The sequence below is a fragment of the Pseudomonas sp. NPDC090592 genome (assembly GCF_044769185.1).
Taxonomy (GTDB): Bacteria; Pseudomonadota; Gammaproteobacteria; order Pseudomonadales; family Pseudomonadaceae; genus Aquipseudomonas.
This window is the reverse complement of the sequence record NZ_JBIVXJ010000003.1, coordinates 129633-149148: the sequence shown is the minus strand read 5'-3', so window position 1 is coordinate 149148 and position 19516 is coordinate 129633. Positions and strand designations below refer to the sequence as shown.

Below are 19516 nucleotides of genomic sequence, written 5' to 3'. Positions count from 1 at the left end.
CTTCGCGGGCTTGCCCGCTCCCACAGGTACATCACAGGTTTCAGGCCTTGTGATTATCCTGTGGGAGCGGGCGAGCCCGCGAAGAGGCCGGCACAGGCTTACAGAGACTTCTCGAAAATCTTCGAATTGCGCTGGTAGTTGTACAGCGAAGCCCGCGCCGCCGGCAGCCGCTCTACCCCGCTCGGCGCAAAGCCACGCTCACGGAACCAGTGCGCAGTACGCGTGGTAAGCACGAACAAGGTATTCAGCCCCATCTGCCGCGCCCGGCTCTCGATGCGCTCCAGCAATTCATCGCCACGCCCGCCATGACGGTACTCCGGGTTCACCGCCAGGCACGCCAGTTCCCCTGCCTCGGAATCGGCTATCGGGTACAGCGCCGCGCAGGCGATGATCATGCCCTCGCGTTCAACCACGCTGAACTGCTCGATCTCCCGCTCCAGCACCTCGCGCGAACGACGCACCAGGATGCCCTGTTCTTCCAGCGGGCTGATCAGCTCCAGCAAGCCACCCACGTCCTCGATGGTGGCCTCGCGCACCACTTCGAACTGCTCCTGCGACACCAGCGTACCGCCACCGCCACGGGTGAACAGCTCGGTCAGCAAGGCGCCGTCTTCGGCATAACTGACGATATGGCTGCGTGCCACACCGCCTTTGCAGGCCTCGGCGGCAGCATCCAGCAACTCGCTCTGGTAGTCGCTACCCAAGCGCTGAAGATGCGGGGCAACCTGCTGCGGGCGCAGCTCCCGTACCAGCTTGCCGTCGGCATCCAGCAGCCCCGGCTCGGCACCGAACAGCAGCAGCTTGTCAGCGCCCAGCTCGATGGCAGCGCGGGTGGCCACGTCTTCGCAGGCCAGGTTGAAAATCTCGCCGGTTGGCGAGTAGCCCAGTGGCGACAGCAGCACGATGGAACGCTCATCCAGCAGGCGGCTGATGCCCTTGCGGTCGACCCGGCGCACTTCGCCGGTGTGGTGGTAGTCCACCCCTTCGAGCACGCCGATCGGCCGTGCGGTCACCAGGTTGCCAGACGCTACACGCAGGCGTGAGCCCTGCATCGGCGAAGCAGCGATGTCCATCGACAGGCGCGCCTCGATGGCCAGGCGCAGGGCACCCACGGCATCGATCACGCAGTCCAGGGTGGCTGCGTCGGTGATGCGCAGGCCATGGTGGTAATGCGGGGTCAGCCCGCGATCAGCCAGGCGGCTTTCGATCTGCGGGCGCGAGCCATGCACCAGCACCAACCGCACGCCAAGGCTGTGCAGCAGCACCAGGTCATGGACGATGTTGCCGAAATTAGGGTGTTCCACCCCATCGCCAGGGAGCATGACCACGAAGGTGCAGTCGCGATGGGCATTGATGTACGGGGAGGCATGACGCAGCCAGTTGACGTAGTCGGGCATGACAGGGCCTGTGGATAAGTGGACGGAGAACGGCGATACAGGGGGCGTTCAGGATCATCGTCGGAACAGGCTTGCGGTCACGCGCGGTCTCCTCTAGGCAGGAACGAATCAGGTCAATGGACGTTTAGTCCAGGCAATAGTGCCGGATCAAGTCACGCAATAGACGCACGGTAGGCTCGATTCGTGACATTTCAAGGTATTCGCCGGGCTGGTGGGCACAGGCGATATCGCCAGGGCCGAGCACGATGGTCTGGCAGCCCAGCTGCTGAAGATAAGGTGCTTCGGTGCCGAACGCCACCGCTTCGGCGCGATGGCCGGTCAGGCGCTCTGCCACTTGTACCAGCTCGGCGTCGGCCGCCTGCTCGAACGGCGGAACCTCCGGGAACAGCGGCGCGTAGTCGATGCGCACATCATGGCGCTCGGCCACGGGCACCAGCTTGTCGCGAATGGCGGCACGCAGTTGCTCCACATCCATGCCCGGCAACGGCCGCAGGTCGAACTCCAGGGCGCACTGGCCGCAAATGCGGTTAGGGTTGTCGCCACCGTGGATGCAGCCAAAGTTCATGGTCGGGGTGGGCACGGTGAATTGCGGGTTGCTGTAGGTTTGCTGCCAGTGCTGGCGCAGGCCCATCAGCTCGCCCATGACCGCGTGCATGGCCTCCATGGCACTACGGCCCAGGTTTGGGTCCGACGAATGGCCGCTGCGCCCGAGGATGTCGATGCGGTCCATGAGAATGCCCTTGTGCATGCGGATCGGCCGCAGGCCGGTCGGCTCGCCGATCACCGCCGCACGGCCCAGCGGCTGGCCGGCCTCGGCCAAGGCGCGGGCACCGGACATGGAGCTTTCTTCGTCGCAGGTGGCAAGGATCAGCAGTGGCTGCTTGAAGTCGTGCTCCAGCAGCGGGATGACCGCCTCGATGACCAAGGCGAAGAAGCCTTTCATGTCACAGCTGCCCAGGCCCACCCAGCGGCCATCGACCTCGGTCAGCTTCAGCGGGTCGCTGCTCCACAGCTGTTCGTCGTAGGGTACGGTGTCGCTATGCCCGGCCAGCACCAGGCCACCCGGGCCTGTGCCGCGGCTGGCCAGCAGGTTGAACTTGCCGGGGGTGACCTGCTGGATGTCACATTTGAAACCCAGGTCGCCCAGCCACCCCGCCAGCAGGTCGATGACCTGGCGGTTGGACTGGTCCAGCGCAGGTTGGGTGCAACTGACCGAAGGCGCGGCGATCAAGGCGGCAAACTGGTCTTTCAGCGTCGGCAACGGCATGCGCGTACTCCTTGGAAGCGTTGCCCATCATAGCAATGCCATTCGTTCGCAGGGCAACCGTGTGGCCTTCTTCGCGGGCTTGCCCGCTCCCACAGGGATATCACTGCCCTCAAGAGCCGCGTTTCACCTGTGGGAGCGGGCGAGCCCGCGAAGAAACCACCACGATCCAACAGACCACAGCCGACTGCTGTAAACTCCTTGCCAACCACGCCCCCTCCTTCGAGTCTGTGATGCACAAAGAAACCGAACTCAAGCTCCGCGCCAGCCGCGAGACCCTTGCCGCCCTGCGCGAGCACCCTCTGCTGAAAAAGCGCAACAAGTCCGGCTGGCAGACCCGCGAACTGACCAACCAGTACTTCGACACCCCCGAGCGTGAGCTGTCCGCCGCGCGTGTCGCCCTGCGCCTGCGCCGCGATGGCGATGTGGTCATCCAGACCCTCAAGTGCCGCGGCCAGAGTGTGGCGGGCCTGTCCGAGCGCAACGAGTACGAGTGGAACCTGGACAAAGCCAAGCTCGACCTGAAAAAGCTCGACGCCACCTGCTGGCCCGAGCAACTCGCCGAGCTGGACAAAAAGACCATCAAGCCACTGTTCACCACCGACTTCACCCGCGAGTTCGCTGAAATCGCCTGGGGCCGAGGCAAGAGCAAAGTCGTGATCGAGGCCGCGCTGGACCAGGGCTTCGTGGTGGCCGGCAAGCGCAAGGAAGAGATCTGCGAGCTGGAACTCGAACTGCGCGAGGGTGAACCGCAAGCCCTGCTGGAACTGGCCGCCGAGCTGGCCGCCAGCCTGCCACTGATGCCCTGCGACATCAGCAAGGCCGAGCGTGGCTACCGCCTGCTGGAGCCGGACAGCTACGAGCTGGGCCTGCCGCACACCGAGCTGGACGCCGAAATGGCCGTGGACGACGCCTACGCCGCGCTGGCCTGGCAACTGCTGGGCAGCAGCCAGCGCCTGGCTGAGCAATATCGCCATAATGGCCACTGGCGCCTGCTGCAGGATTGGGTCGCGTGCCTGAGCGAGCTGCGCGCCATCACCGCCAGCCTGGGCCAGGCCGCGCCGCGTGCCACTACCCGCGACCTGCGCAGCAGCCTTGATGCCTTGCTGGAAGACTGGCGCCCGCTGGTACAAGCCGGCAACGATGACGAAGACATCCGCCGCGCCGCCCCCGAGCAATTCGCCGAAGAGCTGGAGGACGTGCGTTGGGGCCAGTTCTCGCTGGAAACCTCGCGCTGGCTGCTGGCCCGTGCCTGGACCTCAGAGCGCAAGGGCCGTGGCGAACGCCAGGGCAAAGCGCAACTGGCCAGCTGGCTGGGGCATTTGCTGGGCGAAGAAGGCCGAGCGCTGAAGCTGCCGCTGTACACCCAGCGCCCGGAAGACCTGGCCGAGCAGTTGCCGCGTATCGAACAGCTGCTGGCCTGGCTGCACCATGCCCGTCAGGTACTGGAGGCGCCGCAGATGGACCGCTTGTATGGCGACCTGAAGAAACTGCATGAGCTGGCAGAGCTGCCGATCAGCGATGAAGTGCTTGAGGCACGTATCGAGCAAGCTCGGGCTGTGGACCAGAGCCGTGGCTGGAAGCACCTGCTCAAGGCGTGATACCGCGTCGCCTGCTTCGCGGGCGCGCCCGCTCCCACAGGAAATTGCGCCAGGCCTGAAGCCTGCACAGGACCTGTGGGAGCGGGCAAGCCCGCGAAAGCTTTACCGCGACAGTGGCAGGCTGGTGGTGGACTTGATCTCCGACAACGCCACAATCGAATTCACTTCCTGAATCCCCGGCACGTTCGACAGCTTTTCGAAGAAGAATCGCTCATAAGCCTCGATATCCGCGGTGACGATGCGCAGCAAAAAGTCCACCGCCCCCATCAGCACATAACACTCCAGCACCTCCGGGAAGCCGCGGATTGCCTCGGTAAACTCGGTAAAGTTGGAGCGCCCATGTGCATTCAGTTTCACCTCGGCAAAAATCTGCGTGTTCAGGCCAACCTTCTTGCGGTCCAGCAAGGTCACCTGCCCGCGAATCACCCCCTCCTCCTTCAAGCGCTGGATACGCCGCCAGCACGGCGATTGTGACAAGCCCACACGCTCGGCGATCTGCGCGCTGGACAGAGAAGCGTCCTCTTGCAGCAGTTCTAGAATACGGCGGTCGTAGGCGTCCAGCTCGCTATGCATTATTCAATCTCTTGAAAGCCAATATCTGAATTAATCAATTCGCTAACATTGCGAAATGATCAAATCATAGCGAAAAAATACCGCCACCAAAGTGCAAAAATTTCTCCCACATTCGCGGAGACCAGCATGAACGCACAGCCCCGTACCGACGCCTGGGCCGCCAGCAACGTCCATAGCACCGTCCACTATCGCCTGCAGGCCGAAGCCGAACCCGACAGCTTGTGCCGGGTACTCAACCTGTTTGCCCTGCAATTCCTGACCCCACACAGTGTGCAGGTGAGCCAGCACGAGGATTGGCTGAACATCGAGGTGGGCATCGGCGGGCTGAGCTGGCACAGGGCCGAGGTGATTGCGCAGAAACTGCGCAACCTGGTGTGCGTGGGTGAAGTGAGCCTGACCAACCAGCAGCGGGTGGAACTGGCGGTGGTCTGAGGTATCCGTTGTTCCTGCTCTGGCCCCTTCGCGGGCACGCCCGCTCCCACAGGTCCAGCGCAAGCCTCGAACGCTGTGCAGATCCTGTGGGAGCGGGCGTGCCCGCGAAGAGGCCAGTACCGGCAGCGCAAAATCCCGAAACCCTTCACCGCCATCAACCTCCCCACGTCCGGCTAGCCTTTATCAGCACACCCTCATCAGGCACGGACGCAACCATGCACACCCCCGACAACCCGGCACTCGACCTCAAGCGCGTGCTCCAGGCCCTGCTCGCCGACCGGCACCTGCACGCCAATGACACCCTGCAAGTCCTGGAACACGCCGCCGCCCACCCGGCCAGCCACCCGCTTGAGCAGATAGCCGCCTGCAGACTGGAGAACCGCCTGCACCCAGGCCAATGCCTGGACCTGGATCACCTCTGCCAATGGCTGGCCAACAAGGTCGGCCAGCCCTACCTGCGCATCGATCCCATGCAACTCGACCTGCCCCAGGTCAGTGGGCTGATCTCGCCGGCGTTCGCCCAGCGCCACGGCATTCTCATCGTCGCCGCCGACGCCACCAGCGTCACCGTCGCCAGCGCACAACCCTATGAGGACGACTGGCATGCCGACCTGGCTCATAGCCTTGGCCGGCCCATCCGCCGCGTGCTGGCCAGCCCGTTGCAAATCCGCCAGTCAGCGCAGTCGTTCCAGCGCCTGGCCCAGTCGGTCAAGGGCGCGCAATACCAGCAGGCGGCCAGCCTGGGCGAGCTCGAACAGCTGCTGGAGCTGGGCAAACGCCAATCCGAAGCCAGCGCCGATGATGCGCACATCGTGCATATCGTCGACTGGCTGCTGCAGTACGCGATTGAACAGCGCGCCAGCGACATTCACCTGGAGCCGCGCCGCGATCAGGGCCGTCTGCGCTACCGCATCGACGGCCTGCTGCACAGCGTTTACAGCTTCCCCGCCGGCGTAACCCTGGCCCTGATCAGCCGCCTGAAGCACCTGGGGCGCATGGACGTCGCGGAAAAACGCCGGCCGCAAGATGGCCGCCTGCAAAGCCGCCTGCCAGGCGGTGGCGAGGTAGAACTGCGGCTGTCGACCCTGCCAACCCCGTTTGGCGAGAAGCTGGTGCTGCGCCTGTTCGACCCGCAGCAGTTGCAACAAGGCTTCGACCGCCTGGGCCTGCAAGGCCGGCAACTGGCCCAGTGGCAAAGCCTGTTGCAGCAGCGCCAAGGCATCATCCTGGTTACCGGCCCCACTGGCTCCGGCAAGACCAGCACGCTGTACGCCAGCCTCAAGCTGCTGGCCACGCCGCAGGTCAACCTGTGCACCATAGAAGACCCGATTGAACGACTTGAGCCGGCCTTCAACCAGTTGCAGGTCCAACCGGCCCTGGACCTGGGCTTTGCCGACGGCGTGCGGGCTTTACTGCGCCAGGACCCGGACATCATCATGATCGGTGAAATCCGCGACCGCGAAACCGCGCTGGTGGCGGTGCAGGCAGCCCTGACCGGGCATCTGGTGCTGTCGACCCTGCATACCAACGACGCCTGCGCGGCGATCACCCGCCTGCAAGAGCTGGGGGTGGCCGACTACCTGATCAAGGCGACCCTGGTCGGGGTCATGGCCCAGCGGCTGGTACGTACCCTGTGCATGGATTGCCGGGCGACGGCAGCAGCCAACTGCCGCACCTGCCGGGGTACCGGTTTTCATGGGCGCACGGGGTTGTTCGAACTGCTCGAGCCCAGCGACAGCCTGCGGGCACTGATCTGCCCGAACGCCGACCTGACCCGATTGCGGCGCCAGGCACTGGCCGACGGCCTGGTGGACCTACGCCGTTGTGGCGAGGCGAAAGTGGCCAGTGGGCAGACGCGAGAGGAAGAAGTGCTGCGCGTCTGCAGCTGACGAAAAGCCTATGTATTCAGGAACTTGCCTCGCCTGAAAAGATCCAACCGCGCATCTTCAACCCCTCACCCTTCGAGGTGTTTCAACATGCGTCTCAAAACCGCCATCGCTGCCGCTGCCTTGCTTTCGCTGCCTGTGGGCTCGGCCATGGCCGATACCTTCTGGCGTAACATAATGACTTCCGGTGCGACCACGGCATCGAGCTACCTGACCTCGCGGGATCACAAGCTGGTAGTAGCGGCACAGGATGATGCCGGCAGCTTCGTGGCCAGCGAGGGGGCCATTCGTGGGCCGTTTCTGGAAGCGGCGTTGAAGCAGGTACGGGCTGAGAACGCGGGGATGCAAGCTTCCGATATGGAACTGGCCAATGCCATCCTGGCCAAGAATGCGGTAGCCGAGTAACCGCGTCGCCTGCTTCGCGGGCTTGCCCGCTCCCACAGGAGTTGCACAATATTCAAGCCCTGCACGGTCCCTGTGGGAGCGGGCAAGCCCGCGAAGAAGCCACCACCAATCTCAGCGATACGCCTCCACCGGTACACACGAACAGAACAGGTTCCGGTCCCCATACACGTTGTCGACCCGGTTCACCGCCGGCCAGTACTTATGCTGGCGCACGTGGGCACTGGGCGCCACCGCCTGCGCCTGGCTATAGGGCCGATCCCACACCCCCAGCACATCCTCCAGCGTATGCGGCGCATGCTTGAGCGGGTTGTTCTCCGCCGACCAGTTGCCTTCCTGCACCTGGGCAATCTCCGCGCGAATCGCCAGCATCGCCTCGATAAACCGGTCCAGCTCGGCCTTCGACTCGCTCTCGGTCGGCTCCACCATCAGCGTGCCCGGCACCGGGAACGACATGGTCGGCGCATGGAAGCCATAGTCCATCAGGCGCTTGGCCACATCTTCCTCGCTGATGCCGGTCAGCGCCTTCAACGGCCGCAAGTCGAGGATGCACTCGTGCGCCACGCGCTGGTTGCGCCCGCGGTACAGCACCGGGAAGGCCCCGCCCAACTGGCTGGCCAGGTAGTTGGCCGAGAGGATCGCCACCTCGCTGGCATCAGCCAATTGCGGGCCCATCATGGCGATGTACATCCAGCTGATCGGCAGAATGCTCGCGCTACCCCAGGGCGCGGCACTGACTGCGCTGTTGTTAGGGTCCAGGCCGGGCACCGGCACCACCGGGTGGCTGGCGACAAACGGCTTGAGGTGCGCGCGGATGCCGATCGGCCCCATGCCCGGGCCACCGCCGCCGTGGGGGATGCAGAAGGTCTTGTGCAGGTTCATGTGCGAAACGTCGGCACCAATGTCGGCAGGGCGCGCCAAACCCACTTGGGCATTGAGGTTGGCACCGTCCATGTACACCTGGCCGCCGTGCTGGTGCACCACTTCGCAGATTTCGCGAATGCCCTCCTCGTACACACCATGGGTCGAGGGGTAGGTGATCATCAGGCACGACAGGCGCTCTCCGGCGGTGCTGGCCTTGGCCTTGAGGTCGGCCAGGTCGACGTTGCCGTCGTTGTCGCAATCGACAATCACCACCTCCATTCCGGCCATCTGCGCTGACGCCGGGTTGGTACCGTGGGCCGACGACGGGATCAGGCACAACGTGCGCTGCGGTTGGTGGCGGCTGCGGTGGTAGCGGGTAATCGCCATCAGGCCGGCGTACTCGCCCTGGGCGCCGGAGTTGGGCTGCATGCAGATGGCATCGAAGCCGGTGATCACGCACAACCAGCTTTCCAGCTCGTCGATCATCGCCTTGTAGCCGGTGGCCTGCCCCGCCGGGGCAAATGGGTGCAGTTGGGCAAAACCGGGCCAGGTGATGGGGATCATCTCGCTGGTGGCGTTGAGTTTCATGGTGCACGAGCCCAGCGGGATCATCGACTGGTTCAGGGCCAGGTCCTTGTTCTCCAGCTGCTTGAGGTAGCGCAGCATTTCGGTTTCGCTGTGGTGCAGGTTGAACACCGGGTGAGCGAGGATGGGTGAACGCCGCACCAGGCTGGCCGGGATGCCTTCGGGCAGGGCCAACTGGTCAAGGGCGGCGATCTCCAGGCCGTGATCCACACCGAGGAAGATGTCGAGCAAGCGCAGCACCGTCTGTTCGTTGCAGGTTTCGTCCAGGCTCACGCCAAGGTGCCCGCGGCCGAGGATACGCAGGTTGATCTGCGCGGCTTCGGCGCTTTCGATAATGGCCGCCTGGGCACCGCCGACATCCAGGGTAAGGGTGTCGAAGAAATGCTGGTTGAGGCGCTTGATGCCTTTGGCTTCAAGCCCGGCAGCCAGGATGAAGGTCAGCCGGTGTACGCGCTGGGCGATGCGTTGCAGGCCTTCCGGGCCGTGGTAGACGGCGTAGAAGCCAGCAATGTTGGCCAGCAATACCTGGGCCGTGCAGATGTTGGAGTTGGCCTTCTCGCGGCGGATATGCTGCTCACGGGTTTGCAGGGCCATGCGCAGCGCGGTGTTGCCACGGGCGTCGCGTGATACGCCGATGATGCGCCCGGGCATGGCCCGCTTGTAATCGTCGCGGCAGGCGAAGTAGGCGGCATGTGGGCCGCCGTAGCCCATCGGCACGCCAAAACGCTGGGTCGAACCCAGCACTACATCCGCGCCCAGTTCCCCAGGCGGCGTGAGTACCACCAGGCTGAGCAGGTCGGCGGCCACGCAGGCCATTGCCTGCTGGCTGTGCAGCTGGTCGATCAGCGGGCGCAGGTCGCGCACCTCGCCATGGGTATCCGGGTATTGCAGCAAAGCGCCAAACACCGAGTGTTTGCCAAGGTTATCCACAGTGTCGACGATCAGCTCGAAGCCAAAGCCCTCGGCGCGGGTCTTGAGCACCGACAGGGTCTGCGGGTGGCAGTGCTGGTCGGCAAAGAAGGCGTTGCTCTTGTTGCGCGCCACCCGCTTGGCCAGGGCCATGGCTTCGGCGGCGGCGGTGGCTTCATCGAGCAGCGACGCATTGGCCAACGCCAGCCCGGTGAGGTCGATGACCATCTGCTGGAAGTTCAGCAACGCCTCCAGCCGGCCCTGGGCGATTTCGGGTTGGTACGGCGTGTAGGCGGTGTACCAACCGGGGTTTTCCAGCACGTTGCGCAGGATGACCGTAGGCGTGATGGTGCCGTGGTAGCCCATGCCGATCAGGCTGGTCCACACCTGGTTCTGTGCGGCGTAGCCGGCAAGTTTGGCCAGGGCGGCCTGCTCGTCCAGTGCCGGGGGCAGGTCGAGGGCGCGATTGAGGCGGATGTCTGGCGGTACGGTCTGCTCGATCAGCTCAGTGCGGCTGGCAACGCCCAGCGCGTTGAGCATGGCCTGCTGCTCGGCAGCATCCGGGCCCAGGTGGCGACGCAGGAAAGGGTTGAGCTCTTGCAGTTGATGCAGGGACGGCGACTGGGACATGACGACGCTCTCTTCCTGAAACAGCTCTCATGGAGACTTACAAGTCTAGGAAGGGATTGCCGATTGTGCGGGGAAACTTGCTTTGCAGGGCTGGCCTCTTCGCGGCTAAAGCCGCTCCCACAGGGACCGCACAAGTATCAGACGCTGTGCAGTACCTGTGGGAGCGGCTTTAGCCGCGAAGCAGGCGACGCGGTCTTACTCGCCGATCGCGGCCTTGTAGGCAGCAGCATCCAGCAGCTTTTCCAGCTCGGCAGGGTTGCTTGGCTTGAGCTTGAAGATCCACGACTCATAAGGTTCTTCGTTGAGCAGCTCCGGGCTGTCTGCCAGGTCTTCGTTCACCGCGATCACTTCGCCATCCACCGGGGCGTAGATGTCCGAAGCGGCCTTGACCGACTCGACCACGCCAGCAGCATCGCCAGCGGCAAACACCTTGCCAACTTCGGCCAGCTCGACGAACACCACGTCACCCAGGGCTTGCTGGGCGTGGTCGCTGATGCCCACGGTGACGGTGCCGTCGGCTTCCAGGCGAGCCCACTCGTGGCTTTCGGCAAAACGCAGGTCGGCGGGGATATTGCTCATGTCTTGAATTCCTCGATTGGCTCAGCGGTACGCCCGCCGGTTATAAATGGTTCAGATCAGGATCTTGCCGTGGCGCACGAAGGTCGGTTTGACCACCCGCACCGGGTACCACTTGCCGCGAATTTCCACCTCGGCCCGATCACCGGTGGCCATGGGTACGCGCGCCAAGGCAATGGACTTGCTCAGCGTAGGTGAGAAACTACCACTGGTGATCTCCCCTTCGCCAATGCCTGATACACGCACCACCTGATGGGCGCGCAACACGCCGCGCTCCTCCAGCACCAGGCCGACCAGCTTTTCCTGCACGCCGTTCTCGATTTCCGCCAGCAGGCCGGCGCGGCCGATGAAGTCGCGCTCAGCCGGCTCCCAGGCGATACTCCAGCCCAGGTTGGAGGTCAGCGGTGTGTGGGTTTCATCGATATCCTGGCCGTACAGGTTCATGCCGGCTTCCAGCCGCAGGGTATCGCGGGCGCCAAGACCACTGGGCGCGATGCCGGCGCCAACCAGGTCGTTGAAGAAGGCTACCGCCTGCTCACCCGGGAAGATGATCTCCAGGCCGTCCTCGCCGGTATAGCCCGTGCGGGCAATGAACCAGTCGCCTTCGCTGACGCCCTCGAACGGGCGTAATTCGCGGATCAGCGCAGCGCGTGCGGGGCTGAGCAGGGCCGCAACCTTTTCGCGGGCATGCGGCCCCTGGATGGCAAGGATGGCAAGGTCGGGGCGGGGCTGGAAGCCCACGGCGAAACCGGCCCGCTGCTGCTGTAGCCAGTCGAGCACTTTGGCCCGGGTGGCGGCATTGGTAACCAGGCGGTAGCCGCCTTCTGTGCGGTAGACCAGCAAGTCGTCGATTACCCCACCCTGCGCGTGCAGCAGCGGGCTGTACAGTGCCTTGCCGACGTCGTCGAGGCGGGCCACGTCGTTGGCCAGCAGGCGCTGTAGCCAAACGCAGGCATCGGTGCCCTCGACGTCGATCACGGTCATGTGGGAAACATCGAAAACGCCGCAGTCGCTGCGCACCTGATGGTGCTCCTCGACCTGCGAGCCATAGTGCAGGGGCATGTCCCAGCCACCGAAATCGACCGTCTTGGCGCCTAGCGCCAGGTGCAGGTCAAACAAAAGCGTGCGCTGTCCCATGGGTTTCTCCTTCCGGGCGTGGCGAAGCGGCGGCGGTCGATGACGTTGCTCGTCAGCTCTTCTTGTTTAACACCCGTCGCGCGAATGCCGCGCATTGTAGCCGCAAGGTGGCAAGCTGGCACCCTCAGTCACTGTGACCGGGTCGACGTGCCGAACGGCGGATCAGGCCGATGACCGGCAGCAACCCCACCAGCACCAGCGTCAACGCCGGCAGCGAGGCACGCGCCCACTCACCTTCGCTGGTCATCTCGAACACCCGCACGGCAAGGGTGTCCCAGCCGAACGGTCGCATCAGCAAGGTGGCCGGCATTTCCTTGAGCACATCGACGAATACCAGCAGCGCAGCGCTCAGGGCGCCGGGCACCAATAGCGGCAGATACACCTTGAAAAACAATCTCGCGCCACCGACGCCCAGGCTGCGGGAAGCCTCGGGCAGTGACGGGCGGATACGCTCCAGGCTGTTCTCCAGCGGCCCATAGGCCACCGCGATGAAGCGCACCAGGTAGGCCAGCAGCAACGCCGAGAGGCTGCCCAGCAGCAGTGGCTTGCCTGCCCCGCCCAACCAGCTGGACAGCGGGATGACCAGGTGGTTATCGAGGTAACTGAAGGCCAGCATGATCGCCACCGCCAGCACCGAGCCAGGCAACGCATAGCCCAGATTGGCTAACCCGACACCGGCACGGATCGCACCAGTCGGCGCCTGGCGCCGGGCAAACGCCAGCAGCAGCGCCACGCACACGGTGACCAGCGCCGCCATGCCACCCAGGTACAAGGTGTGCAGCACCAGGCCGACATAACGCTCGTCCAGGTCATGCCGACCGCGCTGCCAGAACCACGCCAGCAACTGCAGCAGCGGGATGACGAAGGCGCAGGCGAACACCAGCAGGCACCAACCGCTGGCCAGCAGCGCCTTGACCCCGCGCAAGTGGTACAACGCCTGCCCACGCGGGCGCTCGTTACCGCTGCGGCTGGCCCCGCGGGCACGGCGCTCGCCGTACAGCACCAGCATCACCGCCAGCAACAGCAGGCTGGCCAGTTGGGCGGCACTGGAAAGGCTGAAGAAGCCGTACCAGGTCTTGTAGATGGCAGTGGTGAAGGTGTCGAAGTTGAACACCGCCACCGCGCCGAAGTCGGCCAGGGTTTCCATCAGGGCCAGGGCGATGCCGGCACCGATCGCCGGCCGCGCCATGGGCAGGGCCACACGCCAGAATGCTTGCAAGGGTGACAATCCCAGTACCCGCGCTGCCTCCATCAGGCCCTTGCCCTGGGCCAGAAAGGCCGTGCGTGCCAGCAAGTAGACGTAGGGGTAGAACACCAGCACCAGAACGATGATCACCCCACCGGTGGAGCGCACCCGCGGCAGGCGCATGGGCCCGAACACTTCGCGCAGGGCGCTTTGCACCGGGCCGGCGAAGTCCAGCAGGCCGACGAAGACAAACGCCAGCACGTAGGCCGGGATGGCGAACGGCAACATCAGCGCCCAGTCCAGCCAGCGTCGGCCGGGGAACTCGCAGAGGCTGGTGAGCCAGGCCAGGCTGACGCCCAGCACGGTGACGCCGATGCCGACGCCCACCACCAGGGTCAGGGTATTGCTGAGCAGGCGGGTCATCTGGGTGTCGAGCAGGTGCGACCAGATCTGCGTATCGACCGACTGCCAGGACAACAGCAACACGCTCAGGGGCAGGAGGACCAGGGCGGCGATCAGGGCGACCGGGAGGTACCAGCGGCGTTGGGGGGTGTGGGGCAAGTTGAATGTCTCTGTGGCTGAATTGCGACCGCTTTGCGGTCGTTCGCGGGCATGCCCGCTCCCACAGGGCTCGCACAGCAATTGAACCCTGTGCAGTTCCTGTGGGAGCGGGCGAGCCCGCGAAAGGGCCCTTGCAGGCCCCAAAAGCTTAAAGCCTGGCGCTTAGTTGTAGCCAGCCCGATCCATCAGGCGGATGGCTTCAGCCTGGCGCTTGCCGGCAATTTCCACTGGAATGGTGTCGGCCTTGAAGCTGCCCCACGCCGCCACTTCCTCCGAAGGTTTCACCTTCGGGTTGGCCGGGAATTCCTGGTTGATGTCGGCGAACAGCTTCTGCGCCTCCTCGCCGGTCATCCATTCCACCAGCTTTTTCGCCGCTTCCGGGTGCGGTGCGTGCTTGGTCAGGCCAATACCCGACAGGTTCACGTGCACACCACGGTCACCCTGGTTTGGCCAGAAAATCTTCACCGGCAGGTTCGGGTTCTGCTTGTGCAGGCGGCCGTAGTAGTAAGTGTTGACCACGCCCACGTCGCACTGGCCGGCCTCGATGGCCTGGATCACTGCGTTGTCGTCGGAGAACACGTCGGTGGACAGGTTGTTGACCCAGCCTTTGACGATTTGCTCGGTCTTGGCCTCGCCATGGGTTTCGATCAGGGTGGCGGTAAGCGACTGGTTGTACACCTTCTTCGCCGTGCGCAGGCACAGGCGGCCTTCCCAATGTTTGTCGGCCAGGGCTTCGTAGGTGCTCAGCTCTTCGGGCTTGACCCGCTCGGTGGAGTAGATGATGGTGCGCGCGCGCAGGCTCAAGCCGGTCCAGTCATGGGACGAGGCACGGTACTGCGACGGGATGTTCTGGTCGATGATGTCAGACTTGATCGGCTGCAGGATGCCCATCTGCTCGGCCTGCCACAGGTTGCCGGCGTCGACGGTCAGCAGCAGGTCGGCCACGCCGTTGTTGCCCTCGGCCTTGATGCGCTGCATCAGCGGGGCTTCCTTGTCGGTGATGAACTTGATCTTGACCCCGGTCTTGGCGGTATAGGCATCGAACACCGGCTTGATCAGCTCGTCGATACGCGAGGAGTACACCACCACTTCGTCCGCCGCCTGGGCGGTGCCGCCGAACAGGGTCAGGGCCAGGGCGGCCAGTAGGGGCTTGCGTGGCAACATGTGAAGCACTCCTCGGATCGTTTGAGAGGTGCAAATGGTAGTGAATCCCATTTTCTGGCTCATCTACCTAGCAGTTACCGGATGTTGCAAAGCGGCCCCGACAATCTCAAGCCTTTGCCAGCTCCGGCAGGTCACCACTCAACCCCAGCGCCTGGCGCACAAACACCGCCTTGGCCTCCGGCATCTGCTCTACCAGTTTCAACCCGCTGTTACGCAACCAACGCAACGGCAACGGATTGGCCTGGAACAACCGCTCAAAGCATTCCATCGCCGCCATCAGCGCCAGGTTATGCGGCATGCGCCGCCGCTCGTAACGGCTCAATACCTTCACATCTGCCAGACGCTCTCCACGCTCGCAGGCATTGACCAGCACTTCGGCCAGCACTGCGGCATCGAGAAAGCCCAGGTTCACGCCCTGCCCGGCCAGCGGGTGAATGGTGTGCGCCGCGTCGCCGATCAAAGCCAGGCCTTCATCCACATAGCGCTTCGCGTGGCGCTGGCGCAGCGGCACACACACCCGCGGGTCGGCCTGCAGCACATCGCCCAGGCGCCCTTCGAACGCCCGCTCCAGAGCCTTCAGGAAGGCTGGTTCATCAAGCGCCATCAGTTGCTCGGCATGCTCCGGGGTAGTCGACCACACAATCGAGCACCAGTCCTGCTGGCCATCGCGGGTCAATGGCAGGAAGGCCAAAGGCCCTTCATCGGTAAAGCGCTGCCAGGCCGTGGCCTGGTGCCCGGCGCTGCAACGCACGCTGGTAACGATGGCATGGTGCAGGTAATCCCACTCGCGGGTCTCGCAACCGGCCAGGCGGCGCACGGCCGAATTGGCGCCGTCGGCCGCGATCACCAGCGGCGCACGCAACTGGCGGCCATCGGCCAGGGTCAGCAGCCATTCATCGCCGGAGCGGCGCAGCTGCTCCAGCCGGGCATTGGGCAGCAGACCGATGTCACTGTCGTGCAGGCGCTCCAGCAAGCCATCCTGCACCACGCGGTTCTCGACGATATGGCCGAGCACCTGGGCATGCACGCTGGCCGCCGAGAAGTGAATCTGCCCGGTGCCACTGCCATCCCACACATGCATGTCGGCGTACGGCGTGGCACGCCGCTGGGCAATCCCGTCCCAGGCGCCAAGGCGCTCCAGGATGCGCTGGCTGGCCGCCGACAGCGCGCTGACACGTGGCTCGAACGGGGCCTGGGCATCGAATGGCTTGACCGTGAGCGGCCCGCCATCGAGCAAGAGGATTTGCAGGCCGCTGTGGCGCAACGCCAGGGCCAGTGCGCTGCCGACCATACCGGCACCGACAATCAACAGATCTGCGCGCATTTCCATGCCTTACGCCAGCCTCGCTTGCGGCTTGAGCCGCACATATAGGGTTTTATCGACCCGCGCCACCAGCTCGCCGGCACCGTCGCGGATATCGACCTGCAAACGCGGCAGGCACTTCTTGCCGGTGGCGGTCTGCTGGCGGATGTCGTCCAGCAGTACGTCATCGACGTGGAATTCGGCATACACCGGGCCTTTGCCCGGCGAGATGAAATCGATGCTGGCGGCTTTGTCCCAGACGATGTAGTCGCGGCCCAGTTGCTCGATCAGCAACAACATGTAGAACGGGTCAACCATCGAATACAGGCTGCCACCGAACTGCGTACCGACATAGTTGCGGTTCCAGCGGGTCAGCTTCATCGCCACCTTGATGCTGCGCAGGTCCGGGCTGATGGACTGCACGCGGATGCCAGCGCCCAGGTATGGCGGGTAGAGGTTCAGTATCCAGCGCAGCATGCGCGCCCGGCGTGCCAGTTTACGCGGGTTGCTCATGCCTGGCCCCGCAAGTCGGGACGGGTACCCAGGCCCATGGCCTGGCGAGCGAACCAGCTTTTGGCCGGCGGCAGCAGGTCGAGCCCGAGCAGGCCGAGGTTGCGCCCGAGCGCCAGCAACGGCTGGTTGCTGCCGAACACCCGCGTGACCTGGTCGGAAAAACCGATGGTCATGGCCTGGTCCAGCCGTTGGCGCTGGTGATAGGCCTGCAAGGTGGTCAGGTCACCGGGCTGCTGCGGGCCAGCCAGCAGCGCATCAGCCAGCGACTGCACATCGCGCAGCGACAGGTTGAAGCCCTGACCGGCAATGGGGTGCAGGCTGTGTGCAGCATTGCCCAGCACGACCAGGTGCGGCCGCACCTGCTCCTGGGCCTCGATCAGTGAAAGCGGGTACAGGTGCCGTGCGCCGACCTGGCGCAACGCCCCCAGGCGATAGCCAAACACGCCCTGTAGCTCACGCAGGAAGCTGCGCTCGTCGATGTCGGCCAGGCGCCGCGCATCCATGCCCTGGCGGGTCCACACCAGCGCACAGCGGTTATCCGGCAGCGGAAGCAGGGCCATGGGGCCTTCTTCGGTGAAACGCTCGAACGCCTGGCCGCCGTGGGCCTCACCTGGGGTGATGTTGGCGATCAACGCGCTCTGCTGGTAAGGCGTGTGACGCACGTGAATGCCCAGTTGCTCGCGCAGGCCGGAGCGGCCGCCATCGGCCAGTACCGCCAGGTCGCACTCCAGCTGGGTATCGTCATTCAGGCGCAGGCGGTAACCACCGTCGATGGCCTGCATCGAGGTCACTTCTGCCGGGCAGCGCCAGCTCACTACCTCACTGTCCAGCCCTTGCCACAAGCATTGGCCCAACCAGGCGTTTTCCACCACGTAGCCCAACGCCGGCACACCCTCTTCCAGGGCATCCAGGCGCGTGGCGCCGAAGCGGCCGCGGTCGGACACATGAATTTGCCGGATCGGCTCGGCGCGGCGGCCGATGGCCTGCCACAGGCCCAACTGCTGATAGATCTGCTGGGTGCCGAACGACAACGCCGAAGAGCGCGCATCGTAGCTGGGCTGGAAGCTGTCGCCAGGGGCGAACGGCTCGATCAGCAGGATCTTCCAGCCGCGCGCCTTGGCCCCGGCCTGCAGGGCCAACGCCAGGCTTGCACCCACCAGACCACCGCCGATGATCGCCAGGTTTACCCGGTTCATGCCGCATCCTTGCGGGCGGCCTGCATCAGCGCCTCGATCTCGGCGACCGTGCGCGGCACGCCTGAAGTCAGGATTTCACAACCTTGCCGGGTCACCACCACGTCGTCCTCGATCCTTACACCAATGCCGCGCCACTTTTTGGCCACGGCCTGATTGTCGGCACCAATGTAGATGCCCGGTTCGACGGTCAGCGCCATGCCGGGCTCCAGCACCCGCCACTCGCCGCCCACCTTGTACTCGCCCACATCGTGCACATCCATGCCAAGCCAGTGCCCGGCACGGTGCATGTAGAAGGCGCGATAGGCCTCGCTGTCGATCAGCGCCTGCACCTCACCGGTGAGCAGGCCCAGTTCCACCAGGCCTTCGGTAATCACCTTCACGGTCGCCTCATGGGCGTGATTCCAGTGCTTGCCCGGGGCGATCTCGGCAAAGGCCGCCGCCTGGGCCTTGAGCACCAGTTCGTAGATGGCCTTCTGCTCGGGCGAAAAGCGCCCGCTGACCGGGAAGGTGCGGGTGATGTCGCTGGCGTAGCAGTCGATTTCGCAGCCCGCGTCGATCAGCACCAGGTCGCCATCCTTGAGCGGGGCGTCGTTCTGCTGATAGTGCAGGATGCAGCCATTGCGCCCGGCCGCGACGATCGAGCCATAGGCCGGCATCTTCGCGCCGCCTTTGCGGAACTCGTAGTCCAGCTCGGCTTCCAGGCTGTATTCGTGCAGCCCGGCGCGGCAGGCCTGCATGGCCCGCACATGGGCCCGCGCCGAAATGTCTGCGGCCGCGCGCATCACTTTCACTTCCGCTGCCGATTTATACAGGCGCATGTCGTGCAGCAGGTGATCCAGCGCAACGAACTCGTTCGGCGGCTGGGCACCCAGGCGGGCCTTGGAGCGGATCACGTTGATCCAGTCCATCAGCCGGCGGTCGAACTCGGCATTGCTGCCCATGGCGCTGTACACCCGCTCGCGGCCTTCTATCAGGCCCGGCAGGATCTCGTCGATATCAGTGATGGGGAAGGCGTCGTCGGCGCCGAAGTCGCGCACCGCGCCTTCCTGGCCGGCCCGCAGGCCGTCCCACAGCTCACGCTCGGGGTTGCGTTCACGGCAGAACAGCACGTACTCGCCATGCTCGCGCCCGGGAATCAGGGCAATCACCGCCTCAGGCTCCGGGAAGCCGCTGAGGTACTGGAAGTCGCTGTCCTGGCGGTACACATGCTCGACGTCGCGGTTGCGGATGGCAACTGCGGCGGCGGGCAGGATGGCGATGCTGTTGGGGACCATCTGCGCCATCAGCGCCTTGCGCCGACGGGCATACTCGCCCTTGGGAATGTGGCTCATGGGCAG

General features: G+C 64.6%; 16 protein-coding genes. 4 read left to right on the top strand and 12 right to left on the bottom strand.

Annotated features, from left to right (window positions below; translation table 11 throughout):
- Nucleotides 1-98: 98 nt before the first annotated feature.
- On the bottom strand, nucleotides 99-1397 hold the full coding sequence (gene argA / locus ACIQUI_RS03590; RefSeq protein ID WP_403195007.1) for an amino-acid N-acetyltransferase: 1299 nt from the start codon (nucleotides 1395-1397) through the stop codon (nucleotides 99-101).
- Nucleotides 1398-1521: 124 nt separating this feature from the next.
- Nucleotides 1522-2664 carry an acetylornithine deacetylase gene (argE, locus tag ACIQUI_RS03585; RefSeq protein ID WP_403195005.1) on the bottom strand — a complete coding sequence of 381 codons (1143 nt, stop codon included), beginning with the start codon at nucleotides 2662-2664 and terminating at the stop codon, nucleotides 1522-1524.
- A gap of 230 nt (nucleotides 2665-2894) precedes the next feature.
- On the opposite strand from argE, the gene ACIQUI_RS03580 reads away from it, so the two are divergent.
- Nucleotides 2895-4262 (top strand): CYTH domain-containing protein, encoded by a 1368-nt coding sequence (locus tag ACIQUI_RS03580; RefSeq protein ID WP_403195003.1) that lies wholly within the window; start codon nucleotides 2895-2897, stop codon nucleotides 4260-4262.
- 102 nt (nucleotides 4263-4364) lie between these two features.
- Here ACIQUI_RS03580 and ACIQUI_RS03575 read toward each other — a convergent pair whose 3' ends face one another.
- Nucleotides 4365-4835 carry an Lrp/AsnC family transcriptional regulator gene (locus ACIQUI_RS03575; protein WP_403195002.1) on the bottom strand — a complete coding sequence of 157 codons (471 nt, stop codon included), beginning with the start codon at nucleotides 4833-4835 and terminating at the stop codon, nucleotides 4365-4367.
- A gap of 126 nt (nucleotides 4836-4961) precedes the next feature.
- On the opposite strand from ACIQUI_RS03575, the gene ACIQUI_RS03570 reads away from it, so the two are divergent.
- The 3 genes from ACIQUI_RS03570 (at nucleotide 4962) to ACIQUI_RS03560 (ending at nucleotide 7558) form a co-directional block, all read left to right on the top strand.
- A complete protein-coding gene (locus tag ACIQUI_RS03570) occupies nucleotides 4962-5267 on the top strand; it encodes a hypothetical protein (protein WP_403195000.1) in 306 nt (101 codons plus the stop codon).
- 215 nt (nucleotides 5268-5482) lie between these two features.
- A complete protein-coding gene (locus ACIQUI_RS03565; RefSeq protein WP_403194998.1) occupies nucleotides 5483-7156 on the top strand; it encodes a GspE/PulE family protein in 1674 nt (557 codons plus the stop codon).
- 87 nt (nucleotides 7157-7243) lie between these two features.
- Complete coding sequence (locus tag ACIQUI_RS03560; protein ID WP_403194996.1) at nucleotides 7244-7558, top strand: DUF2388 domain-containing protein; 315 nt, start codon at nucleotides 7244-7246, stop codon at nucleotides 7556-7558.
- A gap of 111 nt (nucleotides 7559-7669) precedes the next feature.
- Here ACIQUI_RS03560 and gcvP read toward each other — a convergent pair whose 3' ends face one another.
- The 9 genes from gcvP to pepP all read right to left on the bottom strand — a co-directional run bounded on the left by gcvP (nucleotide 7670) and on the right by pepP (nucleotide 19510).
- Nucleotides 7670-10543: an aminomethyl-transferring glycine dehydrogenase gene (gene gcvP / locus ACIQUI_RS03555; RefSeq protein WP_403194994.1), complete on the bottom strand. Its 2874-nt coding sequence runs from the start codon at nucleotides 10541-10543 to the stop codon at nucleotides 7670-7672.
- 195 nt (nucleotides 10544-10738) lie between these two features.
- Entirely contained in the window at nucleotides 10739-11122 is a 384-nt protein-coding gene (gene gcvH / locus ACIQUI_RS03550) for a glycine cleavage system protein GcvH (protein ID WP_403194992.1), read from the bottom strand.
- A gap of 51 nt (nucleotides 11123-11173) precedes the next feature.
- Nucleotides 11174-12256 (bottom strand): glycine cleavage system aminomethyltransferase GcvT, encoded by a 1083-nt coding sequence (gcvT, locus tag ACIQUI_RS03545; RefSeq protein WP_403194991.1) that lies wholly within the window; start codon nucleotides 12254-12256, stop codon nucleotides 11174-11176.
- 124 nt (nucleotides 12257-12380) lie between these two features.
- The gene (locus tag ACIQUI_RS03540) at nucleotides 12381-14003 is read right to left on the bottom strand and encodes an ABC transporter permease (RefSeq protein WP_403194989.1); all 1623 of its coding nucleotides are present in this window, start codon (nucleotides 14001-14003) and stop codon (nucleotides 12381-12383) included.
- Between the two features lie 162 nt (nucleotides 14004-14165).
- The gene (locus tag ACIQUI_RS03535) at nucleotides 14166-15167 is read right to left on the bottom strand and encodes an extracellular solute-binding protein (RefSeq protein WP_403194987.1); all 1002 of its coding nucleotides are present in this window, start codon (nucleotides 15165-15167) and stop codon (nucleotides 14166-14168) included.
- Between the two features lie 106 nt (nucleotides 15168-15273).
- On the bottom strand, nucleotides 15274-16491 hold the full coding sequence (locus ACIQUI_RS03530; RefSeq protein ID WP_403194985.1) for a 2-octaprenyl-3-methyl-6-methoxy-1,4-benzoquinol hydroxylase: 1218 nt from the start codon (nucleotides 16489-16491) through the stop codon (nucleotides 15274-15276).
- Nucleotides 16492-16500: 9 nt separating this feature from the next.
- Nucleotides 16501-16983, bottom strand: coding sequence for a DUF4442 domain-containing protein (locus ACIQUI_RS03525; RefSeq protein ID WP_403194983.1), 483 nt, complete (start codon nucleotides 16981-16983; stop codon nucleotides 16501-16503).
- On the bottom strand, nucleotides 16980-18179 hold the full coding sequence (gene ubiH / locus ACIQUI_RS03520; protein WP_403194981.1) for a 2-octaprenyl-6-methoxyphenyl hydroxylase: 1200 nt from the start codon (nucleotides 18177-18179) through the stop codon (nucleotides 16980-16982). Before ubiH ends, ACIQUI_RS03525 begins: the two co-directional genes overlap by 4 nt.
- Nucleotides 18176-19510 carry a Xaa-Pro aminopeptidase gene (gene pepP, locus ACIQUI_RS03515; protein ID WP_403194979.1) on the bottom strand — a complete coding sequence of 445 codons (1335 nt, stop codon included), beginning with the start codon at nucleotides 19508-19510 and terminating at the stop codon, nucleotides 18176-18178. Before pepP ends, ubiH begins: the two co-directional genes overlap by 4 nt.
- Nucleotides 19511-19516 lie beyond the last annotated feature (6 nt).